The following is a 26,169-nucleotide window of genomic DNA, read 5'->3' as shown; positions in this document are numbered from 1 at the left end:
AAAGCAGAACTTCGCTGTTGATCACTCGGCGCGGTGGCGACGGCGAGCGCTCCCGAGATTGCGTCCCTCGGGAACGCGCCGCCCAGTGGCTCGGGCAAGTTGAAACCTGCAACCTGGGTCGCCGATGGAGACAGGGACTTCATGCGATTCGGTTGGCTCCGCGCCGGACCTCGAGCGCGGCCACCATTAAAAGAAACCCGCGTGACCGCTTGCCGTCGCGCATCAACCCAACTTCAGCCGCCCTGACAGACAGTATCAAAAATAGTGATACTGTTCTCACACCTACTGTTTTCCTGAAGTCGTCGCCCTACACTGTTTTCCAAAGGTGCGGACACCGGCGCCTTATTAGATACAGGAGACGATTGTGAGCAAGCAGGTCCTACTCGAAGATTTGCCTCTTCGCCCCTTCCACGTGGGCGTGGCCTTCAGCGGAACGGGCGGCCAATTCAGCGATGGCTTCGTGCTCGGCATCATCGGGATCGCGGTGAGCATGGCGGCGGGCCCGCTTCACCTCGACGCGCTGTGGATGGGTCTGCTCGGCGCAGCGTCGCTCGCCGGCCTCTTCCTCGGCAGCATGCTGGCCGGCCCGATCGCCGATAAATACGGACGCCGAACTATCTTCGCGTACGACATGCTGCTGTTTGCGGTCGTTTCCGCCGCGCAGTATTTCGTGACATCACCGCAGCAGTTGCTCATTCTGCGTCTCGTGCTGGGGCTGATTCTCGGCGCCGACTACGTGGTGAGCAAGTCGCTCGTCACTGAATATTCGCCGCGCCGTTATCGCGGCCGCCTGCTAAGCGTGCTTGCGGCGGCATGGGCGGCGGGCTATGTGGGCGCCTATCTTGCCGGCTTCGCCATGCGCGGCATCGGTCCCGACGCCTGGCGCATCATGCTCGCGGCGAGCGGCGTTCCGGCGCTGCTGATTCTGCCGTTCCGCCTCATCGTGCCCGAATCGCCGATGTGGCTGATGAAACGCGGCCGTAGCGACGAAGCACTGGCCATCATCCGCCGCCGGTTCGGCCCCGAAGTCACACTTGCCACGCCGGCATCGACCGATGCACCGCAGCGCGAAGGCGCCTGGTCGCAACTGTTCTCGCCGCGCTGGCGCAGGAACACGCTGGTCGGCTGCGTCTTCTACACCTGTCAGGTGATCCCGTACTTCGCGCTGGGCACGTTCGCGCCGCGCGTTCTCGAAGCGCTGCACGTCAAGGACAAGTTCGAAGGCGGCCTCGTGTACAACGTGCTGCTGCTCGCGGGCGCCATCGCCGGGTTGCTGCTGGTCGACAGGATTTCCCGCCGCGCGTTTCTCCTCGGCACCTTCTATCTCGCGGCGCTCGGCCTGGCCGTGCTGACCTGGACCAGCCTCGGACCGCTCGGCACGATGCTCGTGTTCGGCGTGTTCGCGTGCATTCTCTCCGCCGCGGCGAACCTCGAGTTCGTCTATCCGCCCGAACTGTTCCCCACGCACCTGCGCGCTTCCGGCGTGGGTCTGGCGGTCGCGTCGAGCCGGTTCGGCTCCGCTATCAGCACGTTCCTCCTGCCGATCGCCGTGCAACAGGTGGGCATTCACGCGGCGCTCGGCACATGCGTCGCGGTTCTGCTGTTCGGCGGCGTTTTCTGTCACTTCATGGCACCGGAAACGGGTAGCGAAAACCTCTCCGACGTGAAGGCCGACAGCGCCGCAGACGAAGCCGACGCCGCCGCGCGCCGTCACACGGCATTCGCGGAGTCCGCGACGGGCGCAAGGAAAAACCACCTGTGACGACGGCGCGGGCGTCGAGGTCGCGGCGCCGCGCCAAATGCGAGAACATAGCCCGTGACGCTCACACCAGGACACGACATGCCGCCAAACAAGCCGCTCGATATGCACGCCGTACAAGTTTTCGTGGCCGTTGCGGAAGAAGGCAGCATGTCGGCTGCCGCGTCGCGAATGGGCGTTTCCCAGTCGGGCGTGTCGCAGATCATCCGGCAACTCGAGGAGGAACTGGGCGTCGTGCTGGTGAATCGCACCACGCGGCCGATGACGCTGACGCCGTTCGGCATTGCGCTCAAGAATCGCGGGGCCGTGTTGAGCGAGGAGATCGCCAACCTGAAGGCGCAGGTCGTCGAAGCCGGCAGCGGCATCAAACCCGATCTGCGCATCGGGCTGGTCGACTCGTTCGCGTCCACCTGCGGGTCGGTGTTCACGAAAAAGCTGCTGGACAAGGTCTCGCAGTTGTCGATACGCACCGGTTTGAGTCCGCAACAGGGCGAAGCGCTGCTGCGTCGCGATCTCGATCTGATCGTCACGAGCGACCCGCTGATCGACGCCAATGACGTGGTGCGGTATCGCATGTTCTCCGAGCGCTATTTCGTGATCACGCCGAAAACGCTGCGCGCACCGGTGCAGACGATCGACGACGTGCGCGCGCTGATCAACCGTTTGCCCATTGTGCGCTTCAACCGCACGTCGCAAGTGGGCATGCAGATCGAGCGATATTTGCGGCGCATCGACATCCGCGCGCCCGCGCGACTCGAACTGGACAACGCGGATGCCTTGACGTCGATGGTCGCGGAAGGTATCGGCTGGGCCATTACCTCGCCGATGTGCTTTCTTCAGGCCGCCGCGCATGTTGGCAACGTGGCCACGCATGTCGTCGAACCCCTGGGCCTGGAGCGCTCGCTGTATCTGGTAGCGCGCCGCGACGAATACAACGCTTTTTTCGACGACGCCTGCGATACCGCGCGCGAAGTCATCGAAACCTCGTTCCTGCCGAGACTCGACGCGCTCGGCGGGGGCATCGAAAAACTCATTACCGTTGGCGGAAGGAATCCTCATGAATAAGCCTGCACCGAGCGAAGTTCGCACCGAACGCGACTATGTCGGCGAAGTCGTCATTCCCGGCGACAAACTCTATGGCGTCAACACGGTTCGCGGCGTGGAAAATCTCACGGTCTCGCCGTTGAACATCGCTTACTACCCGGCGTTTCGCGACGCGTTCGCGCAGGTGAAATGGGCGGCGGCATTGGCCAATCGCGACAACGAGGTGATTACCGCCGCGCAATGCGACGCCATCGTGGCCGCCTGCCAGGAAGTCATCGCGGGCGACTTCGACGCTTCGCTGGTCGTCGATCTCATGGAAGGTTCGGGCGGCACCTCGACCAACATGAACTTCAACGAGGTCATCGCGAATCGCGCCCAGCAAATTCTGGGGCACGCCGCCGGCAACTACGAGATCGTCCATCCGAACGATCACGTGAACCGCTCGCAATCGACCAACGATGCCTACCCCGCCGCGCTGAAGATCGCTACCCACGCCATGCTGGGCGCGCTGATCGAGGAAGTCACGCAGCTTGCCGCGCGGTTCGCCGCCAAGGCGAGCGCGTTCGCCGACATCCTCCATCTCGGCCGCACCTGCCTGCAAGACGCGCAGCCCATGCGGCTCGGCCAGGTTTTCGGCGGCTATGCGGCGCTGACCGAGCGCCTCGCGCAAGAACTGACCACGGTACGCGACAAGCTGCGCACGCTGCCGCTAGGCGGCACGGCGATCGGCACCGGATTCGGCGCGCCGGCCGGCTACCGCGCCGCGGTCTACGCCCATCTGCAAAGCGTGACCGGCGTGGCCTACGAAGCGCCCGCCAATCCGTTCGACGCCATGCAGAACATGGACGTGTTCTCGCGCGTGTCGGCGGAACTTCGCACCTGTGCGGTATCGCTCGCCAAGATCGCTTCGGATCTGACCGTGCTTTCCTCCGGTCCGGTCGGCGGCCTCGGCGAACTGAAACTTCCCGAGGCTCAGGCCGGCTCGTCGATCATGCCGGGCAAGGTCAATCCGGTCCTGCCGATGGCGATCATCCAGTTGAGTTTCGCGGTGGTCGGCAACGACGTCGCGGTCGCGCAGGCAGTTCAGTATGGCGAACTGGAGATCAACCATTTCGAGCCGGTGGTGGCATCGCGCGTGTTCGACAGCATCTCGCTGCTGGTCAACGGCATCCACCGCTTCGGCGAAAAGTGCGTGCAAGGCATCGAGGCCGATATCGACCGCAATGAAACGCACCTCATGGAATCCATGGCCGTGGCCACTGCGCTCGTGCCGAAGATTGGCTATGCTCGCGTGAGCAAGCTCGCGCGCCAGTCCGTCGCCGAAGGTCGTCCGTTGATCGCGATTCTGGACGAGTCGGGACTGCTCTCTCGTGACGAGACCCTTGCGGCAATCCGCGCGGCGTCGCACCCCGTGTTCGGCGGCTGATCCGCTTGCGCGTACGCGATTGAAGCCGGCCCCGGTGCATTGCCGGGGCCGGCCTGATTTGATGAAGAGAAAAACCGAATGCTGGGAAAAACCGAAGTCCTGAAAAGGCTCGACGAATGGCAGATTGCGTACGAGTGCGAAGAACACGAATCGGTGCTCAACATGGCCGAATCGGGAACGTTGACGCTTTCCGTCAGCGGTGCGCGCTGCAAGAATCTGCTTCTGCAAGACAAGGCAGGACAGTTTTTTCTGGTCGTCACCACAGCCGACAAATCGCTCGATCTGGCGGCGGCGGCCGCGATACTCGGCAGCAAACGCCTGTCGTTTGCGTCGGCGGACAAACTCTTTGATCTACTGGGAATTCGGACCGGCTCGCTGAGCCCACTCGCGCTGGTCAATGACGAAGCTAAGCGCGTGACACTGGTTATCGACGCGCACTTGAATGGCGAAACGCGTTTCCTGTTTCACCCTCTGGAGAACACCGCGAGCGTATCGCTTTCCAGAAGCGGGCTGGACGATTTTCTCGCCCATGTCGGGCACGCAGCAAACTGGCTCTCCCTACCAGCGCGTGCGCAAGCGTAATGGGTCGACCTGTTCGTCGATCCCTATCTTGTCGAGCGATTGATTGGCGTTCGCGGGTCGGCCGCCCCGCTTTGCCGCTCGCTTGAGCAATGCGACGGTCGTTCGAACAAGTGGTTCACGGCAAGGCCGTCACGCGGCTGGGCGAGCTGGTTTCTTGCCCAAAATGTGGCGGCGTCTATCCCAACGTTCAGGTCACTCCGCGTGGAGTGTCGATGGGTGGAAAGCACCCCGCGTTAGCATCGAGCTGGATGCCTTCGAGTCTGAAAGCCCACGCGTCCACCATGCGCTTGCCGACCTTCCGCAAATCCGGGCAACCGCCGATGTTCGCTGCTGAGTCAAGGGGATATCGATGCAGCGCTTAGCCCAATGCTACGTCGCGCGCACCAGTGCCCACGTAACCCAATGCACCACGCGGTCGCCGAGATTGTCGACAGCGAGCAAATCCGGCATGACTTGCCCCTCCTCCATCTTCACGGTTTTGCCGCCGAATTCCTCCGTGTGCCATTCTCCTGACGCTGGGCAGAGCTCACCCGTGCGGACCTCGGTTCGTGTGGAGACTGGCTCACGCAACGGATTTTCACGACGTGAAGCGAGAAAGTAGGAGGACTCATCCGGAATCGTGCCGTCCTTGTAGCGAGTGTCCTCCCACAACAATCTCCAATGCGTCGGAACCGGGACGACGTCCCATTGGTCGTCCGACAATTGCGACAAATTGGGAGCGAGAGTCTGCGCAACAAAGTAATTAAAGCAGCCCCCATTGCGCATCACCTCCACATTCAGCGGCAGCGCATGGGTCAGCCGGGCAGATTCGATCAGCATGGGTTCCCAAATACCGTCGCAAGGTACCTCTTCACCGGAACGAACCATCAACCCACGCGGTTCTGGCATCTCTGGCAAATCGTGTGGGAATGCGGGGAACTCAAGCTCGTAGAAGTTGTAGTTATACTTGTTTTTGTCGAGCAACCATGCCGGGGACTCGATCGAAGCGAATCGATCACTGGTGCCAGCCACCTCCAACGGTGCCTCCTCTCCCTGGTACATCGACGCGCGTAGCAGTCGTGCAAGCGCATCGACCTTCGGCGGGTACGGCAAGAATTGTGCACCACGCTCCCAATAGTTCGGATTCCTGTAAAAATAATCCGATAGATAGCTACTGAGCGCGACCACGCGCTCGAGCGCCTCATTCGTGCGCCAGACAAAACGGCGCCCGTGCGCCAGATCGTCGAGCCCCGTGTCATACAGGCCGACCACCTCGTAGATCTTCGCAAGGTAGTCGGCGGACACCATTTCGGGATCGTTCGGCGACCACGTCTTGACGGCCGTCTCGTAGGCTGCGGCAAATATCCGGAAAGCCTCGCGTTTGCGGGACCAGAGCGTGTAGCTCGTGAGGCGCTTGAGGAGCCAGAAAATCTTGCGACGTACCCCTTCGTCTTGCATATCGACGCCTTGCATCAGTTGCTCCACCGTTGCCCGTTAAACGCGCTAAATAAGCCTTTCATCCTCGCTCTCACTTCTCACGTACTTCGTCTTCGGTGAGCCTGCGTGTTGTTGCGGCCTGCTTGTTCGAGGCCTCGCCATACCCATGCACACGTTCCACGTCTTTCCAGTTGGTCTTGAAGAAGTCGAAACGCACGCCGTCGATCATTTCGGTTCGCACCTCGTTCGAGCCCGCTGCCTTGACCTCGTTGCCAATGGCAGTGATTTGCTCTACGAGATTCTTGCCAAAATTGGCGACAAGTTGCTCGCCGCCGCCTTCGAGATATTGAAAGGGTGAATCGGGGCTATATTGCTCGGCGATCCGTCCGATCCACGCTTTCGCCTCAGGCCAGAGTTCCGCCAGATTGTCGGGCAGATGGGCGACAACCATGAAGCCGTTGGCATTCCAGTCGTCGAGCACGGCAGCGCTCTCACGCCACGCTTTCGCCGTTTTCGGCACTTCACCAACGCCCCAGTATGCCGCCGCCCAAAACCCGCCGGCGAACGATTCACTGGCCGGCGTCACTCGACTTGCGTTGCCAAATGCTCGATAAATTTTCTTCCCCGCCAACTCGCGAGACGTTACCGCTGTGATAGCACCGTGAAACGAGGCGATGTCCTTGTAGACCCTTTGAGCCCCAAACACGGGCATTTTGGAGATTCCGGATCACCGCTTGCCATGCGTACGCCTGGCTGACCGCCGGTGGAATCTTTTATCTAGGCGATGAGTTAGACCGGCTTTTTAACCTGGATATTTTGCTTGTTCCATTAACGGCAATTCCCGCTCTGATCGCCATTTTCACTCTTTTCTGGAGTCTGGTTACCCATCTTCGTGCGCACCGTTGGGTGAGCTTGCCTCTAGTCATTGCGACACCGCTAATAGTCATCGGCTTGCTCATCGTCGCTCGCCAACTCGCAATTGATCCGAGTTGGATCCGATTTCAGGTTGAACAGGATTATTATTCGAAGCTAGCGCATGATCTACCAGGGGCACCTCCAAAATATGGTGAGTGGGATTGGGGAGGCACGGGAGGTGCAGCCACAGCCAACGTCTTTTACACACTTGTCTACGACGAAACCGACGCCCCTCTTGATCGTTTTAAAGAGCGCGGACACGAAGGCGCGCAACTATCCGTCCGATCTTTCGGCCATCACTTCTTTCTTGTAGACGAAGTTTATCAATGAACTCAAGGCTAAACGGAGTAACCTATGCAGCGGCGATACCGTCCGCAGGTTCCCACTACGATGGCTACCATAACCATGAGACACAATGCGGCCAGAAGCCGCCGGTCGGGGCCGCCGTCCAGTTTGAATAGCTAGGGTCTCGCCCGCGCTCCCTCAATGGCCGGTTTCCGGCGAGCAAATTGCTGGGAGTACTGCCTCAACCCGGCCAGCTTCAGTCGCTCGACTTTGCAGTCTAAATTACCGACAATTTGAAACAGTTTATCGAACCTGCTTTCCGGCAATGACAAGCTGCTGGTCTAGGAAAGTCCTAACGAAGATGGAGAAAAATGGATTTCACCGAATTCGAGCGGATCTGGTCCGCAGTCTATGGGCATCCTGCCTGGTCGGTGAAGAAGGGGCACGGGAGCTTTCTTACGCTAGAGTTTGGACCGCCTTCGCTTCGGATAAGGGAACCGGGACTCGCCTCGCCCGATGCGTCCGAAAAGGTCCGTGAACTCTTGGGCCGCAGACAGGTGACGGTGACCGGAAACTGGCGCTTGTGGATTTATTGCTGCAATTGGTCAATTGAACTGGGCGGCAAAGAGGTCGCCCACAACGAGTCACCGGACGATGATATAACGTTTGCGGCACAGCGACTTGACGGTCAAAAGTTGCTGTCTGTCGCGCGTGGCTCGACGCCCAGTTCATGGGTGTTCGCTTTCGACCTGAGCGGTGTGTTGAGAACCTGGCCCTATGACAATGACTTGTCAGTTGAGCAATGGCTTCTCTATGAACGGGATTCCGGCGACGTACTTTCTGTACGAGCAGATGGCCTTTATTCTTATGGTGCAGGTAGCCGCTCTCCCAAAGACGAAGTCTGGGAGCAGATGTAAAAGTTTGGCGACGCGGTGGATTCGCAATCTGCGCACTTCTGAGTGGCCGCATCCAGAACCGGCGTCGGTCCGCTTAGGGTCGAGAGCGGTCACCCGCGGGTTTCAAGCCGAATAACGTTTTCGGGTCGCTTCGGCATCTTCATGAGATGTTGGTCCCACCGCTACAGCCTTGTTTCACAATGAAGTATTCGAAAGCGAAAAAAGCACCGGAAAGCGAATATCCGCACCATCGTCAGCGTCCGTAAACATTCTTCGTGCGTTCAGATGCGCATCGGCAAATAGCTCGGAAGCGTCCAGGACGGGCGTCAACGGAACGTCGGCTCCTGAAAGCAGTTCGATCCATCGCGCGAGGGGGGCGGCCGCAAAGGTCCGCGTGAGTAGTTCATGCAACGCGGTACGGTGCCGTTGGCGGCCGTCGACCGTGGCGTATCGCGCGTCGGCGAGCAAAGGCGCATGTGCCTTAACGGCGCCAACGAAATGGCACCAGAACTTGTTCTCCAGAATTCCGAGTGCGATGTGGCGGCCGTCTGCCGTGCGATAAAGACCGTTTTCCGCCCTCACCGCGGGCGGGGCGGCGGGCGCACCCTGCCTGTCGATCATCATCGACGCGAACGGCGCCGTCCATGCCGTGAGACACTCGTGGATGGACACGTCGAGATGCTGGCCCATGCCACTTTCCCGCGCGCTCATTATCGCGACAGCCAGCGAGAACGCGGCATAGCTCGACGCGGCGAAATCCGCGACGCGAAGGCGCGGCCGCGATACGTCCTCGTCCATCGCCGACGGAATCGCCCAGTATCCGCCGAGCGCAAGAAAATTGAGGTCGTGACCCGGGCGCGCAGCATAGGGACCCCACTGCCCGAATCCCGAGATCGAACACGTGACGATCGCCGGGTTGAACCGCGCGAGTTCGGCATGATCGAGGCCGAAGCGCGACATCACGCCTGGACGAAACCCTTCGACCAGTGCATCAGCGGTTTCAACGAGCGACAAGAGTTCCGCACGCCCCGCCGACGTTTTCAGGTCGAGCGTGACGATGCGCTTGCCCCGATTCAACGTCTCGAAGAGCGCAGGCGCAAACGTTCGCAGGGAATCGCCGCCATCCGGCGGTTCCACTTTGACGATATCCGCGCCCATGTCGCGCAGCATCGACGTTGCGTGCGGCCCGGGCAGCAACTGGCTCAGGTCGAGAATCTTCGCGCCTTTCAGGCAAGACCAACTGACTGACATCGCACTCTCCCGAATCAACCGCCATGGGCTCGTACGCCCGCCAAATCAAACCGCTCAATACGCGGTAATCGAGACGGCTTTGGCCACGAGATACGCATCCAGCGCCTCGGGACCGCCCTCGGACCCATAGCCCGAATCCTTGACGCCACCGAACGGCAGTTCAGGAAACGGCGTCGCGGGCTGGTTGATCCAGAGCATGCCGACTTCGACGCCGTGCATCAGCCGGTGAATCGTGCCGAACGAGCGGCTGAACGCGTAACCGGCGAGGCCGTATGGCAGGCGGTTCGCTTCGTCGATGGCGTCGTCGAGGCGGTCGAAACCGCTCACCGCCGCGACCGGGCCGAATGGTTCGTCGTTGAAGATCGAGGCGTCGCGCGGCACGTCGTCGAGCACGGTCGGCGCGAAAAAGTAGCCTGTGTCGTGCAAGCGCGCGCCGCCCGCCGCCACGCGCGCGCCCTTCGCAACCGCATCCAGCGTGAGCGTTTCCATGGCTTCCAGCCGTCTTGCGTTCGCGAGCGGTCCCAACGTGGTGGTGTCGTGCAGACCGTCGCCGACCACGAGCTTGCCCGCGTAGCGCGCGAGACCTTCGACGAATTGCGCGCGCAGGCTGTTGTGCACGAGAAAGCGCGTCGGCGAAATGCAGACTTGCCCGGCATTCAGGAACTTGGCGATGGCGGTCGCCTTGACGGCGCGCTCAATATCCGCGTCCTCCGCGACGATCACCGGCGCGTGGCCGCCAAGCTCCATCGTCACGCGCTTCATGTGGCCGCCCGCCAATGCGGCCAGTTGCTTGCCGACCGCCGTGGAGCCCGTGAAGGTGACTTTGCGGATGACCGGATGCGCGATGAGCTGGCGCGAAATCCGCGCGGGATCGCCGTAAAGCAGCCCAATGACGCCCGCCGGCACGCCCGCGTCGACGAACGTCTCGATCAGCGCCGCCGGCGAGGCCGGCGTTTCTTCCGGCGCCTTCACCACGATCGAGCAGCCAGCCGCCAGCGCGGCCGCCAACTTGCGGACTACCTGATTCACGGGGAAATTCCACGGCGCAAACGCGGCCACCGGACCAACTGGCTCGCGCAGAACCAGTTGCTGTGCCTTCGCGCTTCGCGACGGCACGATCCGTCCATAAATCCGGCTGCCTTCTTCCGCGAACCAGTCGACAATATCCGCCGCCGCGAGAATTTCGCCTCTCGATTCGGCGAGCGGCTTGCCCTGCTCCAGCGTCATGAGTTGCGCGATCTGCGTCGATCGTTCGCGCAGCAGCTTCGCCGCGGCTCGCATGATGAGCGCGCGTTTGACCGCGGACATCGCGCGCCAGACGCGAAACCCGTCCGCCGCCGCGTTGGCCGCGTCTTCGACGTCGTCACTCGTGGCGCGCGCGACCTGACCGACGACCTCCGCACTCGCGGGATTCAGCACGTCCAGGGTGCCCGCATCGGCGGCGGCACGCCATTCGCCGGCAATCAGCAGACGCACCGCCGGATACTCGGCGACGATGGTATGAGTCGTCGTCATTGCGCGTCCACTCCGCTGAAGTCCAGAACCGTTCGACCCAGAATGCGCCCGCTGTTGAGATCGTCGAGCGCTTCATTGATTTCGGCGGCGTCACGCACCCGCACCGGCGTGGGCGCAAGCTTGCCGTCCTTCGCAAGCTGAACCGTCGCCTTGAGGTCTTCCAGCGTGCCGACGTAGGAGCCCATGATCGAAATGGAGCGCTGCGAGAGCAGCGGCAGCGGCGTCGTCCACTCGCCACCGTGCAAGCCGCACAGAACGAGCGTGCCGCCCTTGCGCAACGCGCCATAGCCGAGGTTGAAGGTTTTAGGCATGCCGACAAAGTCGATCGCCGCCGCGAGCATACCGCCGGCCGCCTTGAACAGCGCCCTGGCCGCGCCGTCGGCATCCGCACGCAAGGTCTTTGTAGCGCCCAGCGACTGCGCCGCTTGCAGCTTGTTATCGTCCACGTCCAGCGCGACGATGTTCGCAATGCCGAGCGCTTTCAGAATCGAAATCGCCGTCATGCCGACGCCGCCACAACCGATCACGGCTACCCAGTCGTCGGCGCGCAGTGTCGGCAGCTTGCCGACCGCCGCATACGACGTCACGCCCGAACAAGCCAGGGTGGCGGCGAATCCGGCGTCGAGTCCGGTCACGTCGACGAGATACTTTGCATCGGGCACGACCATGTGCGTGGCGAATCCGCCGGGCAGCGCAATGCCGATGTTCCTCGGCTTCGCGCACAGGTCGGAGCGCCCGGCGTCGCACGCCCAGCAGCTACCGCAGCCGATCCAGGGAAATACGAGGCGCGTTTCGCCCACACCGACCTCATCGACTTCCGCACCCACCGCGACGACCGTGCCCAGCGCCTCGTGGCCGAGCGTGAGCGGCGGTTGCAAGCCCGCGTCGCCCAGCCTCTGCTTTTTGTCCGGGCCGAGTTCGAAATAGCCTTTCCAGAGATGGATATCGGAATGACAGAGACCCGAATGGCTGATTCGGATCACTACCTCGCGCGGGCCTGGCACAGGCGTCTCGCGAAGGCGCGCTTGCAGCGGTTGGCCGTGCTCGACGACGTCGTAACTGAGCATCAATAACTCTCCTTGAAAAATCGAAAACGGTCGCTCGACGATCGCGATAGCGGCGTGGGCCACGCACGGGCAGTCACCCTTTTCGCGCGCCGCCTCAGAACTTGTGACGAATACCGACCGTGACGAGCGTTTGCTGGTTGCTGGTCGAAGCCGTGTTGCCGGGCACGATCGCTACGGCCCGGTTGCCAGTGGAATCGACACCCGAAGCGACCTGATGCACGAGGAGGCCATAGAGATCGGTCCGCTTGGACACGAAGTAGTCGATGCCCGCATTGGTCTGACTGTAGCCCGCGCCCTCGCGGCCGTTGGTGCCGCCGTTGCGTGTATAGGAAAACGCCGCGCCGACCAGCAGGAACGGCGTGACGAAGTAACCGGCGTTCGCTTCGTACACGTTGATGCTGGCCACGCCGCGGTTGGCGGCCATGGCCGGCGTGAGTCCGCTGACCGCAACCGTGCCGAGATGATCGAAGCGCGTGTTGGTGTAGATCAGGTTGAAACGCGCCGGGCCGGCCTTCCACGAGGCGGCGGCCGCGAAGATGTCCTGCTTGCCGGCCGTGGCGTAGCCGCGAAGAATCGGGCTGGCAATATTGCTGCCGGTCGTGCTGTCGTTGGCCTTGTCGCCCCAGAACGAATAGTTGGGGCGATCGGTCGATTGATACGAAGCCGCGAGTCCCAGCGGACCTTGCATATAGCGAACCGCGACGTTCCAGATCTGATTGCGGGCAATCGATCCGGGCTGGCCGCCGAAGCTGTACAGCGCTTCGCCCTTCAGCCCGTGATAGTCGGCAGTCGTTATCTTCAGCGAGTTGGCAATGCGGTTGAACGTGTCGAGGTTGTCGACGTCGCCGGGATGAATGCCGAACCCCGACCCCGCCGAACCGTTGGAAATGGGGAGAAACGGGAAGAACAATTCGAATGTCGGCGAGTATTGGCGGCCCAGCGTGACCGAACCCTCCGCGCGCGACAACCCGACGAATGCCTGGCGGCCGAATTCCGTGCCGTTCTGTCCGATCGCACCATTCGCGCTGTTGAAACCCGCTTCGAGCACGAAGATCGCATCGTTGCCGCCACCGAGGTCTTCGCGCCCTCTCAAACCCCAACGGCTGCCCGAGTGCGCGCCGTTCGCCATCGAATATTGATGCGCACCGCCCGCGTTGGTCACGTAAGCCACACCGGTATCGACAAGGCCGTACAACGTAACCGAGGTTTGCGCATGACAAACCGAGGCACATACCAACGCACCAATACCAACCAGTTTCGTCTCCATTTCGTACTCCTGTTTATTATTTGCTGATTTTTTTAGAACACTCCAAACCGATTCCCTTCTCACCGACTGACTACATTGCCCGCCGCGCTCGACAACTCTTCAGCGCCCAATTCCAAAGTCACGGCTCCACGACATTGAAGCGGCCGTTGCCGCGTTCCAACGTGGCCACGAAAGCGTCGAACCATGTTCGATTTCCTTCAACGCTCACGAACGCTTTTTCGATTGCCGAGAGAAATCCCGTCTCGCCCATCAACACGAGCACTTGCGCGGCATCGTTCATATGCACGACGAAATCGACAGCCGCGCGATGTGGCGTCTTCGACCACGTCAGAGCGCCGTTTGCGACTCGCAACGCGTATCGTTGATCGCGTTCCGTAAACACCCAGTCGATACGCAGATCGAGAACTTGCGCTTTTTCCCCGTTGACGGTCACGGCGAGGAAATCGAAGAACTGACCTGGCGTCATGGCCTGCAGCAGATCGCCGCCGCGCGTGGAATGTCTCGATCCGTCGCCGACGCCTTCGCGCAACTCGCGCGCGCCGAGCAGGAACGCGTTTCGCCACGTAGCCGATTCCGCCTGAAAGCCCATCTGTTCGAGTGCGGCGGCGCCGAGTTCGCGCGCCTCGCGACACTGCGGATCGGCGAACACGACGCGGTTCATGACTTCCGCCACCCACCGGTAGTCTCCGTTGTCGAAATCGCGCCGCGCGCGCTCCATGATCGCGGCAATGCCGCCCATGTATTCGACGTATCGCGGCGCGGACTGTTCATCCGGCAACGCGTGAAGATGTGAAGGATTACCGTCGTACCAGCTCAAATAATGCTGATAGATCGCCTTCACATTGTGCGAGACGGTGCCGTAGTAGCCGTGCGTGTGCCATTGTGCGCGCAACGAATCGGGCAGCATCATCTCTTCGGCGATCTCGGGCGCGGTGCGACCCTGGTTCATCAACCTTACCGTCTGGTCATGCAGGTATTTGTACAGATCGCGCTGCTGCTCGAGAAAGCGCGTCAGCCGTTCGTTGCCCCACGTCGGCCAGTGATGCTGCGCGAGCACCACGTCGGCATGCGGCGCGTAGCGCTCCAACGCGAGGTTCAGATAGTGCGACCAGAGCCGCGCATTGCGCACTTGTGCGCCGCGCAGCGGACACAGGTTATGCAGCGTACGTGTGGCATTTTCCGCGAGATTGAGCGCACGGAATTGCGGAAAGAAAAAATGCATCTCCGCAGGCGCTTCACTTTCCGGCGTCAACTGAAAAACGATTTCCACGCCGTCTATTACGTGGGTTTCGCTTTCCTGTTCAATGAGGACGGTAGGCTCGATGAGCGTCACAGTGCCGCTCGGCATGTTCTTGCCGAGACCCGAGTCGATCTGACAACAGGCGCCGCGAGCCAGCGTATGCCCGAACTGGAACTGCGCGCGGCGATCCATCGCCCGGCCCGCGAGCACATTTTCGGACACGGCCTCTTCCATGAAGCCTGCCGGTGCAATTACCGCCACCCTCCCCGCGCGAACGTCTTCCACCGACGTTACGCCCTTCACGCCGCCAAAGTGATCGGTGTGGCTATGGCTGTAAATCACGGCAATCACCGGCCGCTTCGGTCGGTGAGCATAGTAAAGATCGAGCGCGGCACTGGCCGTTTCTTTCACCGTGAGCGGGTCGATGACGATAATGCCAGTATCGCCTTCTACTATTGTCATGTTTGCGAGATCGAATCCGCGCACCTGATAGATTCGTTCGGTGACCTTGAAGAGTCCATGAATGCGGTTCAATCTGGCCTGCCGCCACAGGGCGGGGTGCGCGGTCGGCGGCGCGTCTTGCGGGTCAAGGAAACCGTATTCCGCGAGACTCCAGATCAGTCGTCCGTATTCATCGCGCACTTCGGCGTCCGGCACTGTCGCGACGGAACCGCGCCGCGCTTCTTTTTCGTCCAGACCATCTTCTAACGGAAGCGACTCGAGTGCGGCGCGATGTGCCGCGATGGTGGAAGCCGTAGGGGCGTGAAGAATGTTCTCGACGGGTTGAAAGTGCGTACCGGTTTTCTGCATGAATGCCAATTCTCGAATGGGTGAGCGCGGTCACTGGCGCTCGTATCAGCGAGGCCAGTCCGCTTTGCGCAGGATCGCGATTACGTCAGGATTCCGCGGTGCCGGCGAGCGGCGTCTTGTGCTTTGTCCATTGCGACGCCGCGGGATTCAGCCAGCGTATGCAGACCAATCCCGCAAGGACCAATACCGCCGCAGTGAGCACGCAGGAAGCTTCGAAGCCATTCGCGGCGAAGCCGGCGGCGTGTTCGATCATCATTCCGGTAATAACCGGTGCAATTAATCCCGATACCGAACCGATCGCATTGCTCAAGGCGAGAATAGTGCCGCGCTGCGAGTCCGGCGTCACTTCGCCGATCATGGTCGCGCCTACCGAGAACATCACCTGGCCCATGCCGTTGCCGATCATCAGAAGCAGAATCTTTTCGATAGGCGTCAATGGAAGCGCCACCGACGCGCGAAATAATCCGGCGACAATTAGCGAAATTGCGATAAAAACTCCGCGTGATTTCCGCGACGGCACGCCCGAAAGCAACAGCTTTTGTGAAAGCCACGCCAGCGCGAAAGCGATCAACGTAGCTCCCGCAACGATCAGCGAAAACAGATGACCGGATCGCGCAGCGGGAAATCCCAAGCCGGCCTGAAGATAGTGCGGCAACCAGGTCAACGTCACCGCGAGCATCCAGTAAGCCGCGAAGTGCGCGCAGAACACGCCGAGAATCGTTTTGTCGGCCAGCAGGACGCGGTACGGAAGCCGGCGGCCGCACCCCTTGTCTTTCGACTGTCTGAGCGTGCCTTCGCCACCGATGAATTGCCACAGCACGCACCACACCAGCCCCACGACGGCGAGCACCAGAAAGTTGGAACGCCAGCCCCATTTCAAGGTGATCGCCGGAATCAGAATGCCTGCGAGCAACAATCCGAGCGCGCTGCCTTGATACAGAACGGCGGAAGGCAAACCGCGCTTCTCGTTGGGAAACCATTTCGACAGCGCGTGCAGCGAAAGCGGCGAAGCGGGCCCCTCGGAGGCACCCAGAAGCACACGCAGGATCAGCACGGTGAGCGCGGAGCTGGCAACCATCATCGGCAGTTGAAGGACCGACCACGCCAGCGCCATGATCATGATGAGATGCCGCGTTTTGAACCGCTCGCTTGCCAGGCCGCCGACAATCGCGAAGATCGCGAACAGCCAGTTCAGACTGCCGCCGATCAGGCCGAACTCCGTCGGCGTCACGCTCAAGTCGCGCATGAGCGGCACGGCGACCATGCCCAGCACGACCTTGTCGAGAAAATTCACGGTCATCATGCATGCGAGCATGATGGCAATCACCCACGCGCGTCTGGGTTCGTACTCGTTCTGATTCGCCAGCATAGTGTCTCCTTGTATCCGGGTCCGTGTTTTGATTTGTGGTTACGGGTGGACCCGGTATGGGCTATCGACTGCGTCTATGTTGCCTGATCCGCCAGAATGACCTTGGCGATGGTGTTGCGTTGAATCTCGCTCGTGCCGGTGAAAACGCGGAACATGCGCAGTTTGCGGAACGTCTGTTCGACGGGATGATGACGCGTGACGCCCACGTTGCCGTGTATCTGGATTGCCTTGTCGGCGACTTCGAAGCAGCGTTCGGAGACGAAGAGCTTGCACGCCGCTGCGCGCATCCGCAGATCGCCGCCCGAGTCGGCGAGCGCGGCAGTTTGCGCGATCATCGACTCGCACGCCCATAACGCGGACGCCATATCGGCAAGCATGTGCTGAATCGCCTGAAAGCGGGCAATCGGGCCGCCGAACTGCTTGCGGGTTTTCGCGTAGTCGAGCGAGGCGCGGTAGGCCGAAGTCGCGAGGCCGAGCATCGTCGGGCAATGCAGCAGCCGGTTGACGTTGATGCGCGACATGCCCAGCTTGAAGCCATTGCCGAAGCCGCCGAGCACGTTCGCGCGCGGCACGCGCACGTTGTCGAACAGGATATCGGCGTCGATATGCTGACCGGACATCGGCACGTATTGCTCCTCCACGCGCACGCCCGGCAAGTCCAGGTCGACCAATACGGCCGAAATGGAGGGCGCGTCGCCAGTATCGTCGGTGACGCACATCACGATCGCCACGTCCGCGAACGGCGCGCCGCTGATGTAATGCTTGTGTCCGTTGATGATCAGGTCGTCGCCGTCGCTCACAGCGGAAGTCCGAATGCTCTGCGCGTCGGAGCCGGAATGCGGCTCGGTCAACGCGAAACAAATCGACTTCTCGCCGCGAATAATCGGCCGGAAATAGCGCGCCAACTGGTCCTCGGTCGCGGACTTGATCATGCTGCCGATGCGCGGCGGCCCACCCAGATCGCCGAGCACGTGCGGCGCGAGCGCCGCGCCGCTGGCCGCGAGATCCGCCTTGAGCGCGCATTGCTGCAGCACGTTGAAGCCTTTCCCGCCGAGTGTTTCGGGCAAACATGCCGCGTAGTAACCGAGTTCGGCGGAACGTCGCCACACCTTGCGCAACACCTCGCGCGGCCAGACATCTTCGGTGTCGAGGCCAAGCTCCTGCTGCAACGGTATCAGTTCGTCTTTCAGGAATGCCTGAATTCCGCCGCGCGTCGCGTCGAATTCCGGAGTCGAGACATATTCGAACATGGTAACGCCCTCAATTGACGCGACGATCGGAACCGGTCCAGTACTGCTCGCGCACGACCTTGCGCGCGATCTTGCCGCTCGGGTTGCGCGGCAGTTCGGCGACGAACGAAATCGAACGCGGCAGCTTGTAGTCGGCGAGCCGTTCGCGACAGTAGGACACGATCTCGTCGGCCGTCACGCTTGCGGCAGGCTTCAGCACGATGGCGGCTTTCACGCCTTCTCCCCAGCGTTCGTCAGGAATGCTGAATACACAGGCCTCCATGATGGACGGATGCTGATAAAGCACGGCTTCCACTTCGGTCGGATACACGTTGAAGCCGCCCGAAATGATCATGTCCTTCTTCCGGTCGACGAGATAGATATAGCCTCGCTCGTCTACACGAGCGAGGTCGCCGGTCTTCAGCCAGCCGTCGACGAGAACTTCGGCCGTCAGCTCGGGCGCGCCCCAATAGCCCTGGAAGACGTCGTCGCCGCGAATGACGATCTCGCCGATATCGTCGCCGGAAACCGGCTCGCCCGATTCGTTCACTACGGACACCTCCGTTTCGCCGAGCGGGCGTCCGCACGACGCCAGCAACTCCGGCTGATGCGCGATGGCGTGCGCATGATCCGCCTTCGTGAGCCGGGTCACGCCGGATGTCGATTCGCTCGCGCCGTAGCCTTGCGACAGCACGGGCCCAAAACGCTCCCAGGCTTCGCGAATCCGCGCCGGAGCCATCGGCGCGGCGCCGTAGGCGAGTTGCTTGAGTGCGCCGAGGTCCGTGCGAGCGAGGCTGGGTTCCTGCAACAGCATGTTGACCATTGCCGGCACGAGGAACGTATGCGTAATCCTGAGTCGCTGGAGATCGGCAAGGAAATTCGCCGGCTCGAACCGGTCGAACAGCACGAGCGTCGCGCCACAGAAAAGATACGGCTGCATCAGCATGCCCGATGCGTGCGTGACGGGACCGACCAGCGCGAGCCGGTCGCCCGGACGCGGCAATGCGTCCATGCCGACCAGCAATTTGCGCAGCGAAGCGAGCCGGTTGCCGACCGAATGCATCGCGGCTTTGATCTTGCCCGTGGAGCCTGAAGAAAAGTGCAGAACGGCCAAATCGTCGTTCGACGTCTGGACGTCCGGCATCGATGCGCAAGCGCGCGAGAGCAGCGCCTCATAGCCGTTGTAACCTTCGGCGCCCTGCCCGATCGCCACGAAGGTTTCGATGGAATCGAAGCCTTCCGTTTGAGGAGAATAATGCGTGAAGCCTTGCCCCGCGATGATGACGCGCGGCAGGCAGTTCGAGACGACGTCCGTTGCCTCGGCCGCGGTAAAGCGCGGATTCAAGGCGGCCTTGACGAGCCCCGCCTTATACAAGGCACATTCAATTTCCACGAGTTCGATGCAGTTGCGCGACTGCACGGCCACCCGGTCGCCCTGCCGCAATCCAAGGCCTAGCAGCGCGTTGGCGAGTCGATTCGACCGTTCGTCCAACTGCCGATACGTGATGGCCCGATCGGCTTGCATGACAGCCGCGTGATCGCCCCAATAGGTCGCCGCACGGCGCAGAAAATACGCGAAGCTCATGCCTGTCTCCAATGTGTTTGATTCATTGTGTAACATGAGGGTCATCATCGCAATTAAGCGAATGGAATAAAGTCATAACCATCAGGAATGACATGGAGACACGGGATCTGGAGTATCTGCTGGAGGTCGAGCGCTGTGGCGGCGTAGGCAAAGCGGCGGAAGCGCTGAGCATGAGCCAGCCGGCGCTGACCAAGGCGATCAAGCGTATCGAGGCGGAGGTCGGCGTGCCGCTTTTCATGCGCAACCCGACCGGGGTTGCGTTGACGCCCTATGGGAAAGCCTTTATCGAGCGTGCACGGCGCATCACGCTCGATTTCGACGACGCACTGAAGGAGTTAGCCGCCATTCACTCGGGCGAGCTTGGCGTTCTGAGAGTGGGCTATTCGCCGTCCATTCCGGATACGCTTATCCTAAGGAGCTGTCGACGTCTGCTCAACGAACGGCCGGCGGCCAAGCTGCGGCTTCGGCGAAATATCGCGACCGATCTGTTCCGGCAAATTTCGGCGGGCGAACTCGATCTGGCCATTGCACCCGCGCCCGCTGTCTCAATCGAATACTTCGAAACCACCCCGCTATTCAACGACCGGCTATACCTCATGGCGGACAAGAACCATTCGCTAGGGGAAAAGTCGTCGGTGAAATTAAAAGATCTGCTGGGACAGGAATGGCTACTCCCCGGCTCCAACGCAGCCATACGGCAGTTGGTGTCGAGCGCATTCAAACGTCAGGGATTGCCGGAACCGTCGATCCGGGTTCAGACCGACTTCGCCATTCCAGCGCTTCTCGAACTCGTGCGCGGATCGCAGATGCTGTGCATCGCCGGGCACGATCCCGAGAATCCGCAACGCGGCGTCATTCATCTGCCGCTTGCCGACACCGAACTGGACCTCAAGCGCGAGGTCTGCGCGATTCACCGGTCGGGCGGTTTTGTTTCTCCGCTAGCGACGCGTTTAATCGACATTCTCAGATCCATCGACGGCACGATGCCGAACAGCTCGAAAGCTCGTCGCTAGAAACCAGGCCGACACCGGCTTGACGGGGATGGTTGACGCTCGATTTATGCCGCCCTCTGTGGAGCCAGCCAGAATCCAATTCTGCGGCAGACTCGTGACGCCGAGAGGTGAGTTGCCTATTCATTTTCTGCGGCTTGAGCCGCCGCTATTTGTCAATACGACCGGCGGGGGGCAAATTATCCTGCTTCATTTGCAACAGCTCCGCTGCTCACGCAGATTCCAGCTGTTGCATCGACCGGTTGAATCTGCCGTCGATATGCGACAGTCATCGCGACAGTGGGCAGGTCGCACAGAACAAATAGTCAATCCACCGTGAGATCGAGGAGTGCCATCGTCTGATGGTCAAAGGGGAAAGGAGCTGCTCTGAGCCCGCGGAACAAGTCTTACGCGTCCCGACTCCTCCCTGCCACCAGCAACACAAAAGCTGCCAGTGCGATGGGAATGAACGTGAGCCGCAAAACAGCACTCCATCCATAAGACGTCAATAGACTGCCTGAGAGGAATGAGCCCATCGCCATCGTGCCGAACACGATAAAATCGTTAAGCGATTGCACCTTCGCTTTCTCCTCCTCGCGATGGCACTCAAGCACCATTGCCGAAGCGCCGACAAATCCGAAATTCCACCCGACGCCGAGCAGTATCAACGCCACCCAGAAATGACTCGCATCAACGCCGTGCAGCCCCGTCAATGCCGCCATTGCTGTCAAGACCAATCCGGCCGCTACGACACGACGCGCACCGAATCGCGCGATCAATCTTCCCGTAACGAAACCGGGTGCGTACATGCCGATGACATGCCACTGGATACCCAGGTTGGATGAAATCTGAGGCAGACCGCACATCTGCATGGCAAGCGGTGCCGCCGTCATCAGGAAGTTCATGAGCAGATAGGACACGATTGCGCACACGGCAGCGACCATGAAGGATCGCTGCCTCACAATCGTGAGAATCGGACGCCCCCGCGCCCTATCCGCCACCGATGGCATTGGAATATCCACACCTGCGAGCACAACGCCAGCGAGAGCAGCGACGGCCGCCTGCGCCAGAAACGTCGCTGAGAACGTGTGAGGCGGCGCCAGATTCATCGTGTAGGTCACCAATTGCGGCCCGATGACCCCCGCAACCACACCTCCGGCCATGACCAGCGACAATGCGCGTGCGCGCTGGTCGGGTTCGGCGCAATCAGCGGCGGCAAAGCGAAACGACAGCACCACTGCGGCGTAGGCACCACCAAAAAACATCGCAGTGCAAAACAGCCAGAACGAACTGAGCACGACGGCTATCGCTGCCAGCAATCCGACGACAACGCCACACGCCGTACCGGCGAGAAAGACCGGACGCCGACCATGGCGCTCGGACATCAACCCGGCGGGGAGTGACAGCGCCGCCATTCCGACCACAAACACCGAGATCGGCAATGTCGCCAATTCCGGACTGGGGGCAAGCAGATTCCCGATGATCGCCCCCGTTGCAAAAATGACGGTGGAGTTTGCACCGGCCAACGCCTGCGCGATCGTCAATCGCGCGATGTTCCCCCGCGAGCGACTCGTGCCAGATACTGGCACCGCTTCCACGCCTTCAAGACTCACTTCAATCGCTCCTTTCACTCACAAACTGCGGTGATACACGCTTCACTGCCGACCTGCTTCAAATCCCGTTCGACGAGCCAGATCAAAAAATCCTGCGATGCAGGCAATCTCTTCGTCACCGTGGCGCACGCCAAGGTGAATCTGCTTGTGAATACCTTGTTCGCCGAGCCACACCGTGCGGATCGCGTATCCGCTACCCCGCGTCGCGCCGCCACGAGTTGCAGCATCAACTCGATCTGCTCGGCCGTGCGGTGAAAATTCGGCGTGCACTGAGCCGGCAGCAGAAAACGCGTGTAGATATCGAGTCGCTCCTTGTTGACCGGCACCGTAATCAGTTTTTCGTCGAGCCGATCCTGCGGTTCGATCAACGGCCGGCAAGCGCTGCTAATTCAGCAGACCATTCGCCCGCCAGAATTCAGGCTACCGACAGTTGTTCGCGCCAGCGCGCATCGCGCGGCGAGGGGCGGCGACGCAAACGCCGGTCGAGCAGATCGCGCGCCCTCCTGGCTTCGCCACTGCGCATCAATGCCACCAGCAAGGTGTCCTGAACGATCTCGCGCTGCGCGCCGCTGCCGCCGATCCGCACTACCTCATGCGCCACCGGTTCGAGAATTTCGGCAACCAAGCCATACTGTTCGTCGGCGAACGCCACCGCTGCCCGGCAAATTGCGGGGACCATGGATCCTCCCGGCAAGCCGCCCTGCTCGATCAACTGGTTCAGTGCGCTTACGCGAGCGGCCACGGCTGCGTGATCGCCGGTCGCCGCGGCGAGCAATGCCATATGGAAATCGGCAAAGGGGAACCCGGCATCCTTGAAATAGCCAGAAGCGTAGTTCGCCGCCTCGTCCCACTTGCCTGCGGGTACGGCGTGACCGTAGGCCTGCATGCGCCAGAGGAAAGAGGCGGTGTCGCTGACGATATTGACCGGTGTGCCTTGAGACGCGGAAGGTGCGACATGCTCGTCATACACCGCGAGTGCACGCGCGGTGTCGCCCCGCTCCAGCGCAATCAGCGCGGAATGCCACGCGATGTGGCCATGCAGCACGCCGGACTTCGGGTATTCCGGCAGCCAACCTGTGATGACGGTCTGCGCGTCGTCGTTCGCGCCGGTTTCGTAAAGAACGTGGGCCACGGCGTGCACGGCGTTGACGTTATGTCGACGCAGTTCCAGTGCTCGCTGCGTCATTTCGCGCCCCAGCGCAACGTTACCGTTTTCGCCATGCGCCCAGCCACGGTAGGTCAGGAACCACCAGTCGTCGTTGCCGAAATGACGGGCGTGCCGCTCGCACAGATCGACGCGTGCCTGGTCGTGGTCGGCCATGCCGGAAAAAGCGAAGAGCCCAAACGCGCCTAGCGGCATGGAGAGGATCACGATGTCGCGCGGCCACTTGTCGGTGTGCTCGAGTGCACTGGCAAGGGCCTTCGCAGACTGGCCGTGGATCGCATACGAAAGGGTCTGCACGTGGCTACGCTCGCGCTCGGTCCCATAGCGGCCGACGACTTCGAGCGCGATCGCGATCTTCGCGCGCGCATCTGCCGGCTGGGCGCTGATCGCATGCAGACGTGCACGTGCGGCATGCGCGAGCGCGAAATCGGGATCGGCAGCAATCGCTTCGTCGAGCGCCTCACCCGCACCAGGCCAGAGCGACAGCAGCAGATCTACGCCGGCGCGATAACGCTCAGCAGCAAGATCGGAGGTTGTCGAAAGCGGCAGGTCGTAGCGGTCAAAACGGGCCATAACACGTAAAACTCCAAATATTCCCCAAGGCCTTCGCGTCGCCAAAATGCCTGTGGCGCGAGTCGTGGCTCAAAAGACGGTTGTCAATTAAACCAGTTATCGAGATGACTGCCTTTCGACTCGTTGCCACAATGTATAGAATATCTGCCAAATCAGGCAGACTGAAATGAACTGGAAAACCATTGAGGCACCCGCAGGTCTCCTACCCCCACAGCCGCTGAAAGTCCGCGTCCAGTCGATCCCCGCGCGGCACTCCTTCCCGGAACACGCCCATCGCTGGCACCAGATGGTGTATGCGATCTCGGGCGCCTTGACCGTGATATCCGAAGGCGAATCACTGGTCATCTCGCCCGAACAGGCCGTGTGGTTGCCCACGGGTTTGCGCCATCGCGTCGGCTCGCTGCTGGGCGCGGAATTCCGCAGCCTCTGGATCGACGACGCCACCGGCCGCGCGCTGGCAGGCGAAAGCCCGATGGTCTTTGCCGTGTCGCCGCTGCTCAAGGCGCTGATCGTCGAAGCCGCTGCCATCGAAGGCCAGCCGGACGAGGACGGGTACGTGAGCAGGATTACGCGCCTCATCCTCGACCAGCTCGCCCGCGCCAGGCCCCTACCCGCCGCGCTGGCGTGGCCGCGCGACGACACGCTCGCCCGCCTCTGCGAAGCCTTGTATGCCGATCCGGCCGACCCGCGCGGCCCTGATGAATGGGGCAACGTGTTAGGCATGTCGGCACGCACGCTCGCGCGAAGGTTCCTGGCGGAGACGGGCATGAGCCTGCGCACGTGGCGTCGACGCATGCGGCTCTTCAGGGCGGTCGAACTGCTGGGCGGCGGGATGGATGTCACCCGCACCGCGCTTGAGCTTGGGTACGGCTCTACGTCCGCGTTTATCTACGCATTTCGCCTGGAAATGGGCCGCAGCCCGCAGATCTATATGCGGGGCCGCGAACAGAGCGGCGCGAGCCGGCTGGCCGCGCCCGCCTCGCACTGACTGAATCGACATGAGAGATCGTTGAATCGTCAGGCAAAAAAACCTCCCGCGCCAGTGAGGTCGAAAAAACCACGGGCGGGAATCGCTCGAACGCCGCAGCGTTTCCCGGCCGGCATGCTCAGGCGGTGAAACGCTCGCAGACGAACTGCGCCGCCGGCACGCCCGCCGCCGCGGCCGCTGCCTGCGCCGCGCTCACCATGCCGGGCGGCCCGCACACGTAAATGTCGGGCGACGCCGTGCAACCCGCCAGCGCGGCGGCCAGCGCATCGACGGGCGTGCCGAGCCAGGCGTCGTCGCGATCGTGCGGCTCGCGCACGCACAACTCCACGCGCAGTTGCGGCAGCGACACCTGCAACTCGCGCAGCGCGTCGATCATGCAAAGCTCGCTCGCGCGATTCACGCCGAAAAAGAGCCGCGCCTCGTTCATCTCTTCGCACTCGGACATGCGGCGCAGCATCGAGAGCACGGGCGCGAGACCCGTGCCGCCCGCCACGAACCAGCGCGGCCGCAGGCTGCCGGCGATCAGGCCGAAGCCGCCTTGCGGGCCGTGCACCGTGAGCACGTCGCCGGGTTGCGCGCGCTCGCGCAGATACGCGGAAAACACGCCCTCGGGCCGCAGCCGGATCAGGAACTCGAGGCGCCCTTCCCAGTTGCTCGTGTTGGCGAGCGAGAACGGGCGGCGCAGCGGTTCATCATCGACCGATCCTTTGGCATGCGCATCGGCATCCGCCTCGGGCAACGCCAGCTCGACGAACTGGCCCGCTTCGAATTCCGCCGCGCTGCCGTTCGCCTCGTCCGCATCGAGCAACAGTTCGAGACGGCGCGTGTCCTGCGCGACGGTTTCCAGCGCGACGATGCGCGCGCGGCGCACCGCCACCGGTTGCAGCAGCACCTTGCTCCGGTCGTACGGCGCGACGATGCGCAGGTCGCTCGACGGCGTTGTCCGGCACAGCAGCACGGCGTGGCGGTCGCCGGGCGCGAGCGCGTCGGCGCTGTGGTCGCCGAGCGTGAACTCGCCTTCGGTCACGCTCGCGTGGCACGCGCCGCAACTGCCGCGGCCACACTGCGACGGCAACCGGATCGCCGCCGCCGCGGCCGCCGCCAGCACGTCCTGGCCCGGCTCGCAGGCAAAGCCGAATGCCTCGCCGTCGCGCGTCATCAACTCGATTCGATAACTCATGGTGT

General features: G+C 61.8%; 21 protein-coding genes. 7 read left to right on the top strand and 14 right to left on the bottom strand.

All coding sequences use genetic code 11. The features are described 5' to 3' along the window. The first annotated feature begins 364 nt into the window (after positions 1-364). The 4 genes from FAZ98_RS27985 (at position 365) to FAZ98_RS27970 (ending at position 4,811) form a co-directional block, all read left to right on the top strand. Positions 365-1,762, top strand: a complete 1,398-nt coding sequence (locus tag FAZ98_RS27985) for an MFS transporter (RefSeq protein ID WP_158956172.1) — start codon at positions 365-367, stop codon at positions 1,760-1,762. 78 nt (positions 1,763-1,840) lie between these two features. Next, positions 1,841-2,824, top strand: a complete 984-nt coding sequence (locus tag FAZ98_RS27980; RefSeq protein ID WP_158956170.1) for a LysR family transcriptional regulator — start codon at positions 1,841-1,843, stop codon at positions 2,822-2,824. Further along, positions 2,817-4,229 carry an aspartate ammonia-lyase gene (locus FAZ98_RS27975; RefSeq protein ID WP_158956168.1) on the top strand — a complete coding sequence of 471 codons (1,413 nt, stop codon included), beginning with the start codon at positions 2,817-2,819 and terminating at the stop codon, positions 4,227-4,229. The genes FAZ98_RS27980 and FAZ98_RS27975 overlap by 8 nt, the downstream gene beginning before the upstream one ends. A gap of 78 nt (positions 4,230-4,307) precedes the next feature. Further along, the gene (locus tag FAZ98_RS27970; RefSeq protein WP_158956166.1) at positions 4,308-4,811 is read left to right on the top strand and encodes a prolyl-tRNA synthetase associated domain-containing protein; all 504 of its coding nucleotides are present in this window, start codon (positions 4,308-4,310) and stop codon (positions 4,809-4,811) included. 369 nt (positions 4,812-5,180) lie between these two features. Here FAZ98_RS27970 and FAZ98_RS27965 read toward each other — a convergent pair whose 3' ends face one another. Next, positions 5,181-6,263: an Imm72 family immunity protein gene (locus tag FAZ98_RS27965; protein ID WP_233272868.1), complete on the bottom strand. Its 1,083-nt coding sequence runs from the start codon at positions 6,261-6,263 to the stop codon at positions 5,181-5,183. 55 nt (positions 6,264-6,318) lie between these two features. After that, entirely contained in the window at positions 6,319-6,939 is a 621-nt protein-coding gene (locus tag FAZ98_RS27960; protein ID WP_158956161.1) for a hypothetical protein, read from the bottom strand. Between the two features lie 859 nt (positions 6,940-7,798). On the opposite strand from FAZ98_RS27960, the gene FAZ98_RS27955 reads away from it, so the two are divergent. Next, positions 7,799-8,344 (top strand): hypothetical protein, encoded by a 546-nt coding sequence (locus FAZ98_RS27955; RefSeq protein ID WP_158956159.1) that lies wholly within the window; start codon positions 7,799-7,801, stop codon positions 8,342-8,344. Between the two features lie 174 nt (positions 8,345-8,518). Here the strand turns inward: FAZ98_RS27955 and FAZ98_RS27950 are convergent, their stop codons facing one another. The 8 genes from FAZ98_RS27950 to FAZ98_RS27915 form a co-directional block, all read right to left on the bottom strand. Next, complete coding sequence (locus FAZ98_RS27950) at positions 8,519-9,574, bottom strand: CaiB/BaiF CoA transferase family protein (RefSeq protein ID WP_158956157.1); 1,056 nt, start codon at positions 9,572-9,574, stop codon at positions 8,519-8,521. 54 nt (positions 9,575-9,628) lie between these two features. Then, positions 9,629-11,089 (bottom strand): NAD-dependent succinate-semialdehyde dehydrogenase, encoded by a 1,461-nt coding sequence (locus FAZ98_RS27945; protein WP_158956155.1) that lies wholly within the window; start codon positions 11,087-11,089, stop codon positions 9,629-9,631. Further along, complete coding sequence (locus FAZ98_RS27940; protein ID WP_158956153.1) at positions 11,086-12,156, bottom strand: alcohol dehydrogenase; 1,071 nt, start codon at positions 12,154-12,156, stop codon at positions 11,086-11,088. Before FAZ98_RS27940 ends, FAZ98_RS27945 begins: the two co-directional genes overlap by 4 nt. 94 nt (positions 12,157-12,250) lie before the next feature. After that, positions 12,251-13,423 carry a porin gene (locus FAZ98_RS27935; protein WP_158956151.1) on the bottom strand — a complete coding sequence of 391 codons (1,173 nt, stop codon included), beginning with the start codon at positions 13,421-13,423 and terminating at the stop codon, positions 12,251-12,253. Between the two features lie 118 nt (positions 13,424-13,541). After that, a complete protein-coding gene (locus FAZ98_RS27930; RefSeq protein ID WP_158956149.1) occupies positions 13,542-15,473 on the bottom strand; it encodes an alkyl/aryl-sulfatase in 1,932 nt (643 codons plus the stop codon). An 85-nt stretch (positions 15,474-15,558) separates the two neighbouring features. Further along, positions 15,559-16,842, bottom strand: a complete 1,284-nt coding sequence (locus FAZ98_RS27925) for an MFS transporter (RefSeq protein ID WP_158956147.1) — start codon at positions 16,840-16,842, stop codon at positions 15,559-15,561. 74 nt (positions 16,843-16,916) lie between these two features. After that, the gene (locus tag FAZ98_RS27920; protein WP_158956144.1) at positions 16,917-18,092 is read right to left on the bottom strand and encodes an acyl-CoA dehydrogenase family protein; all 1,176 of its coding nucleotides are present in this window, start codon (positions 18,090-18,092) and stop codon (positions 16,917-16,919) included. A 10-nt stretch (positions 18,093-18,102) separates the two neighbouring features. Then, positions 18,103-19,656 (bottom strand): AMP-binding protein, encoded by a 1,554-nt coding sequence (locus FAZ98_RS27915; protein WP_158956142.1) that lies wholly within the window; start codon positions 19,654-19,656, stop codon positions 18,103-18,105. A gap of 92 nt (positions 19,657-19,748) precedes the next feature. Here FAZ98_RS27915 and FAZ98_RS27910 point away from each other — a divergent pair, with 92 nt between their 5' ends. Beyond that, positions 19,749-20,669: a LysR family transcriptional regulator gene (locus FAZ98_RS27910; RefSeq protein ID WP_158956140.1), complete on the top strand. Its 921-nt coding sequence runs from the start codon at positions 19,749-19,751 to the stop codon at positions 20,667-20,669. Between the two features lie 383 nt (positions 20,670-21,052). Here FAZ98_RS27910 and FAZ98_RS27905 read toward each other — a convergent pair whose 3' ends face one another. The 3 genes from FAZ98_RS27905 to FAZ98_RS27895 are packed head-to-tail and all read right to left on the bottom strand — an operon-like array spanning position 21,053 to position 23,996. After that, a complete protein-coding gene (locus tag FAZ98_RS27905; protein ID WP_233272867.1) occupies positions 21,053-22,258 on the bottom strand; it encodes an MFS transporter in 1,206 nt (401 codons plus the stop codon). A gap of 14 nt (positions 22,259-22,272) precedes the next feature. Continuing rightward, the gene (locus FAZ98_RS27900; RefSeq protein WP_158956138.1) at positions 22,273-22,626 is read right to left on the bottom strand and encodes a type 2 periplasmic-binding domain-containing protein; all 354 of its coding nucleotides are present in this window, start codon (positions 22,624-22,626) and stop codon (positions 22,273-22,275) included. 47 nt (positions 22,627-22,673) lie between these two features. Further along, positions 22,674-23,996 carry a tetratricopeptide repeat protein gene (locus FAZ98_RS27895; RefSeq protein ID WP_158956136.1) on the bottom strand — a complete coding sequence of 441 codons (1,323 nt, stop codon included), beginning with the start codon at positions 23,994-23,996 and terminating at the stop codon, positions 22,674-22,676. Positions 23,997-24,162: 166 nt separating this feature from the next. Here FAZ98_RS27895 and FAZ98_RS27890 point away from each other — a divergent pair, with 166 nt between their 5' ends. Continuing rightward, positions 24,163-24,984, top strand: a complete 822-nt coding sequence (locus FAZ98_RS27890) for an AraC family transcriptional regulator (RefSeq protein WP_158956134.1) — start codon at positions 24,163-24,165, stop codon at positions 24,982-24,984. Positions 24,985-25,102: 118 nt separating this feature from the next. Here FAZ98_RS27890 and FAZ98_RS27885 read toward each other — a convergent pair whose 3' ends face one another. Next, positions 25,103-26,164, bottom strand: coding sequence for a 2Fe-2S iron-sulfur cluster binding domain-containing protein (locus FAZ98_RS27885; protein WP_158956133.1), 1,062 nt, complete (start codon positions 26,162-26,164; stop codon positions 25,103-25,105). Between the last annotated feature and the right edge of the window lie 5 nt (positions 26,165-26,169).

This window comes from Paraburkholderia acidisoli (assembly GCF_009789675.1).
GTDB lineage: Bacteria > Pseudomonadota > Gammaproteobacteria > Burkholderiales > Burkholderiaceae > Paraburkholderia > Paraburkholderia acidisoli.
The sequence above is the reverse complement of the archived record's forward strand: the minus strand, read 5'-3'. Positions and strand labels throughout refer to the sequence as shown.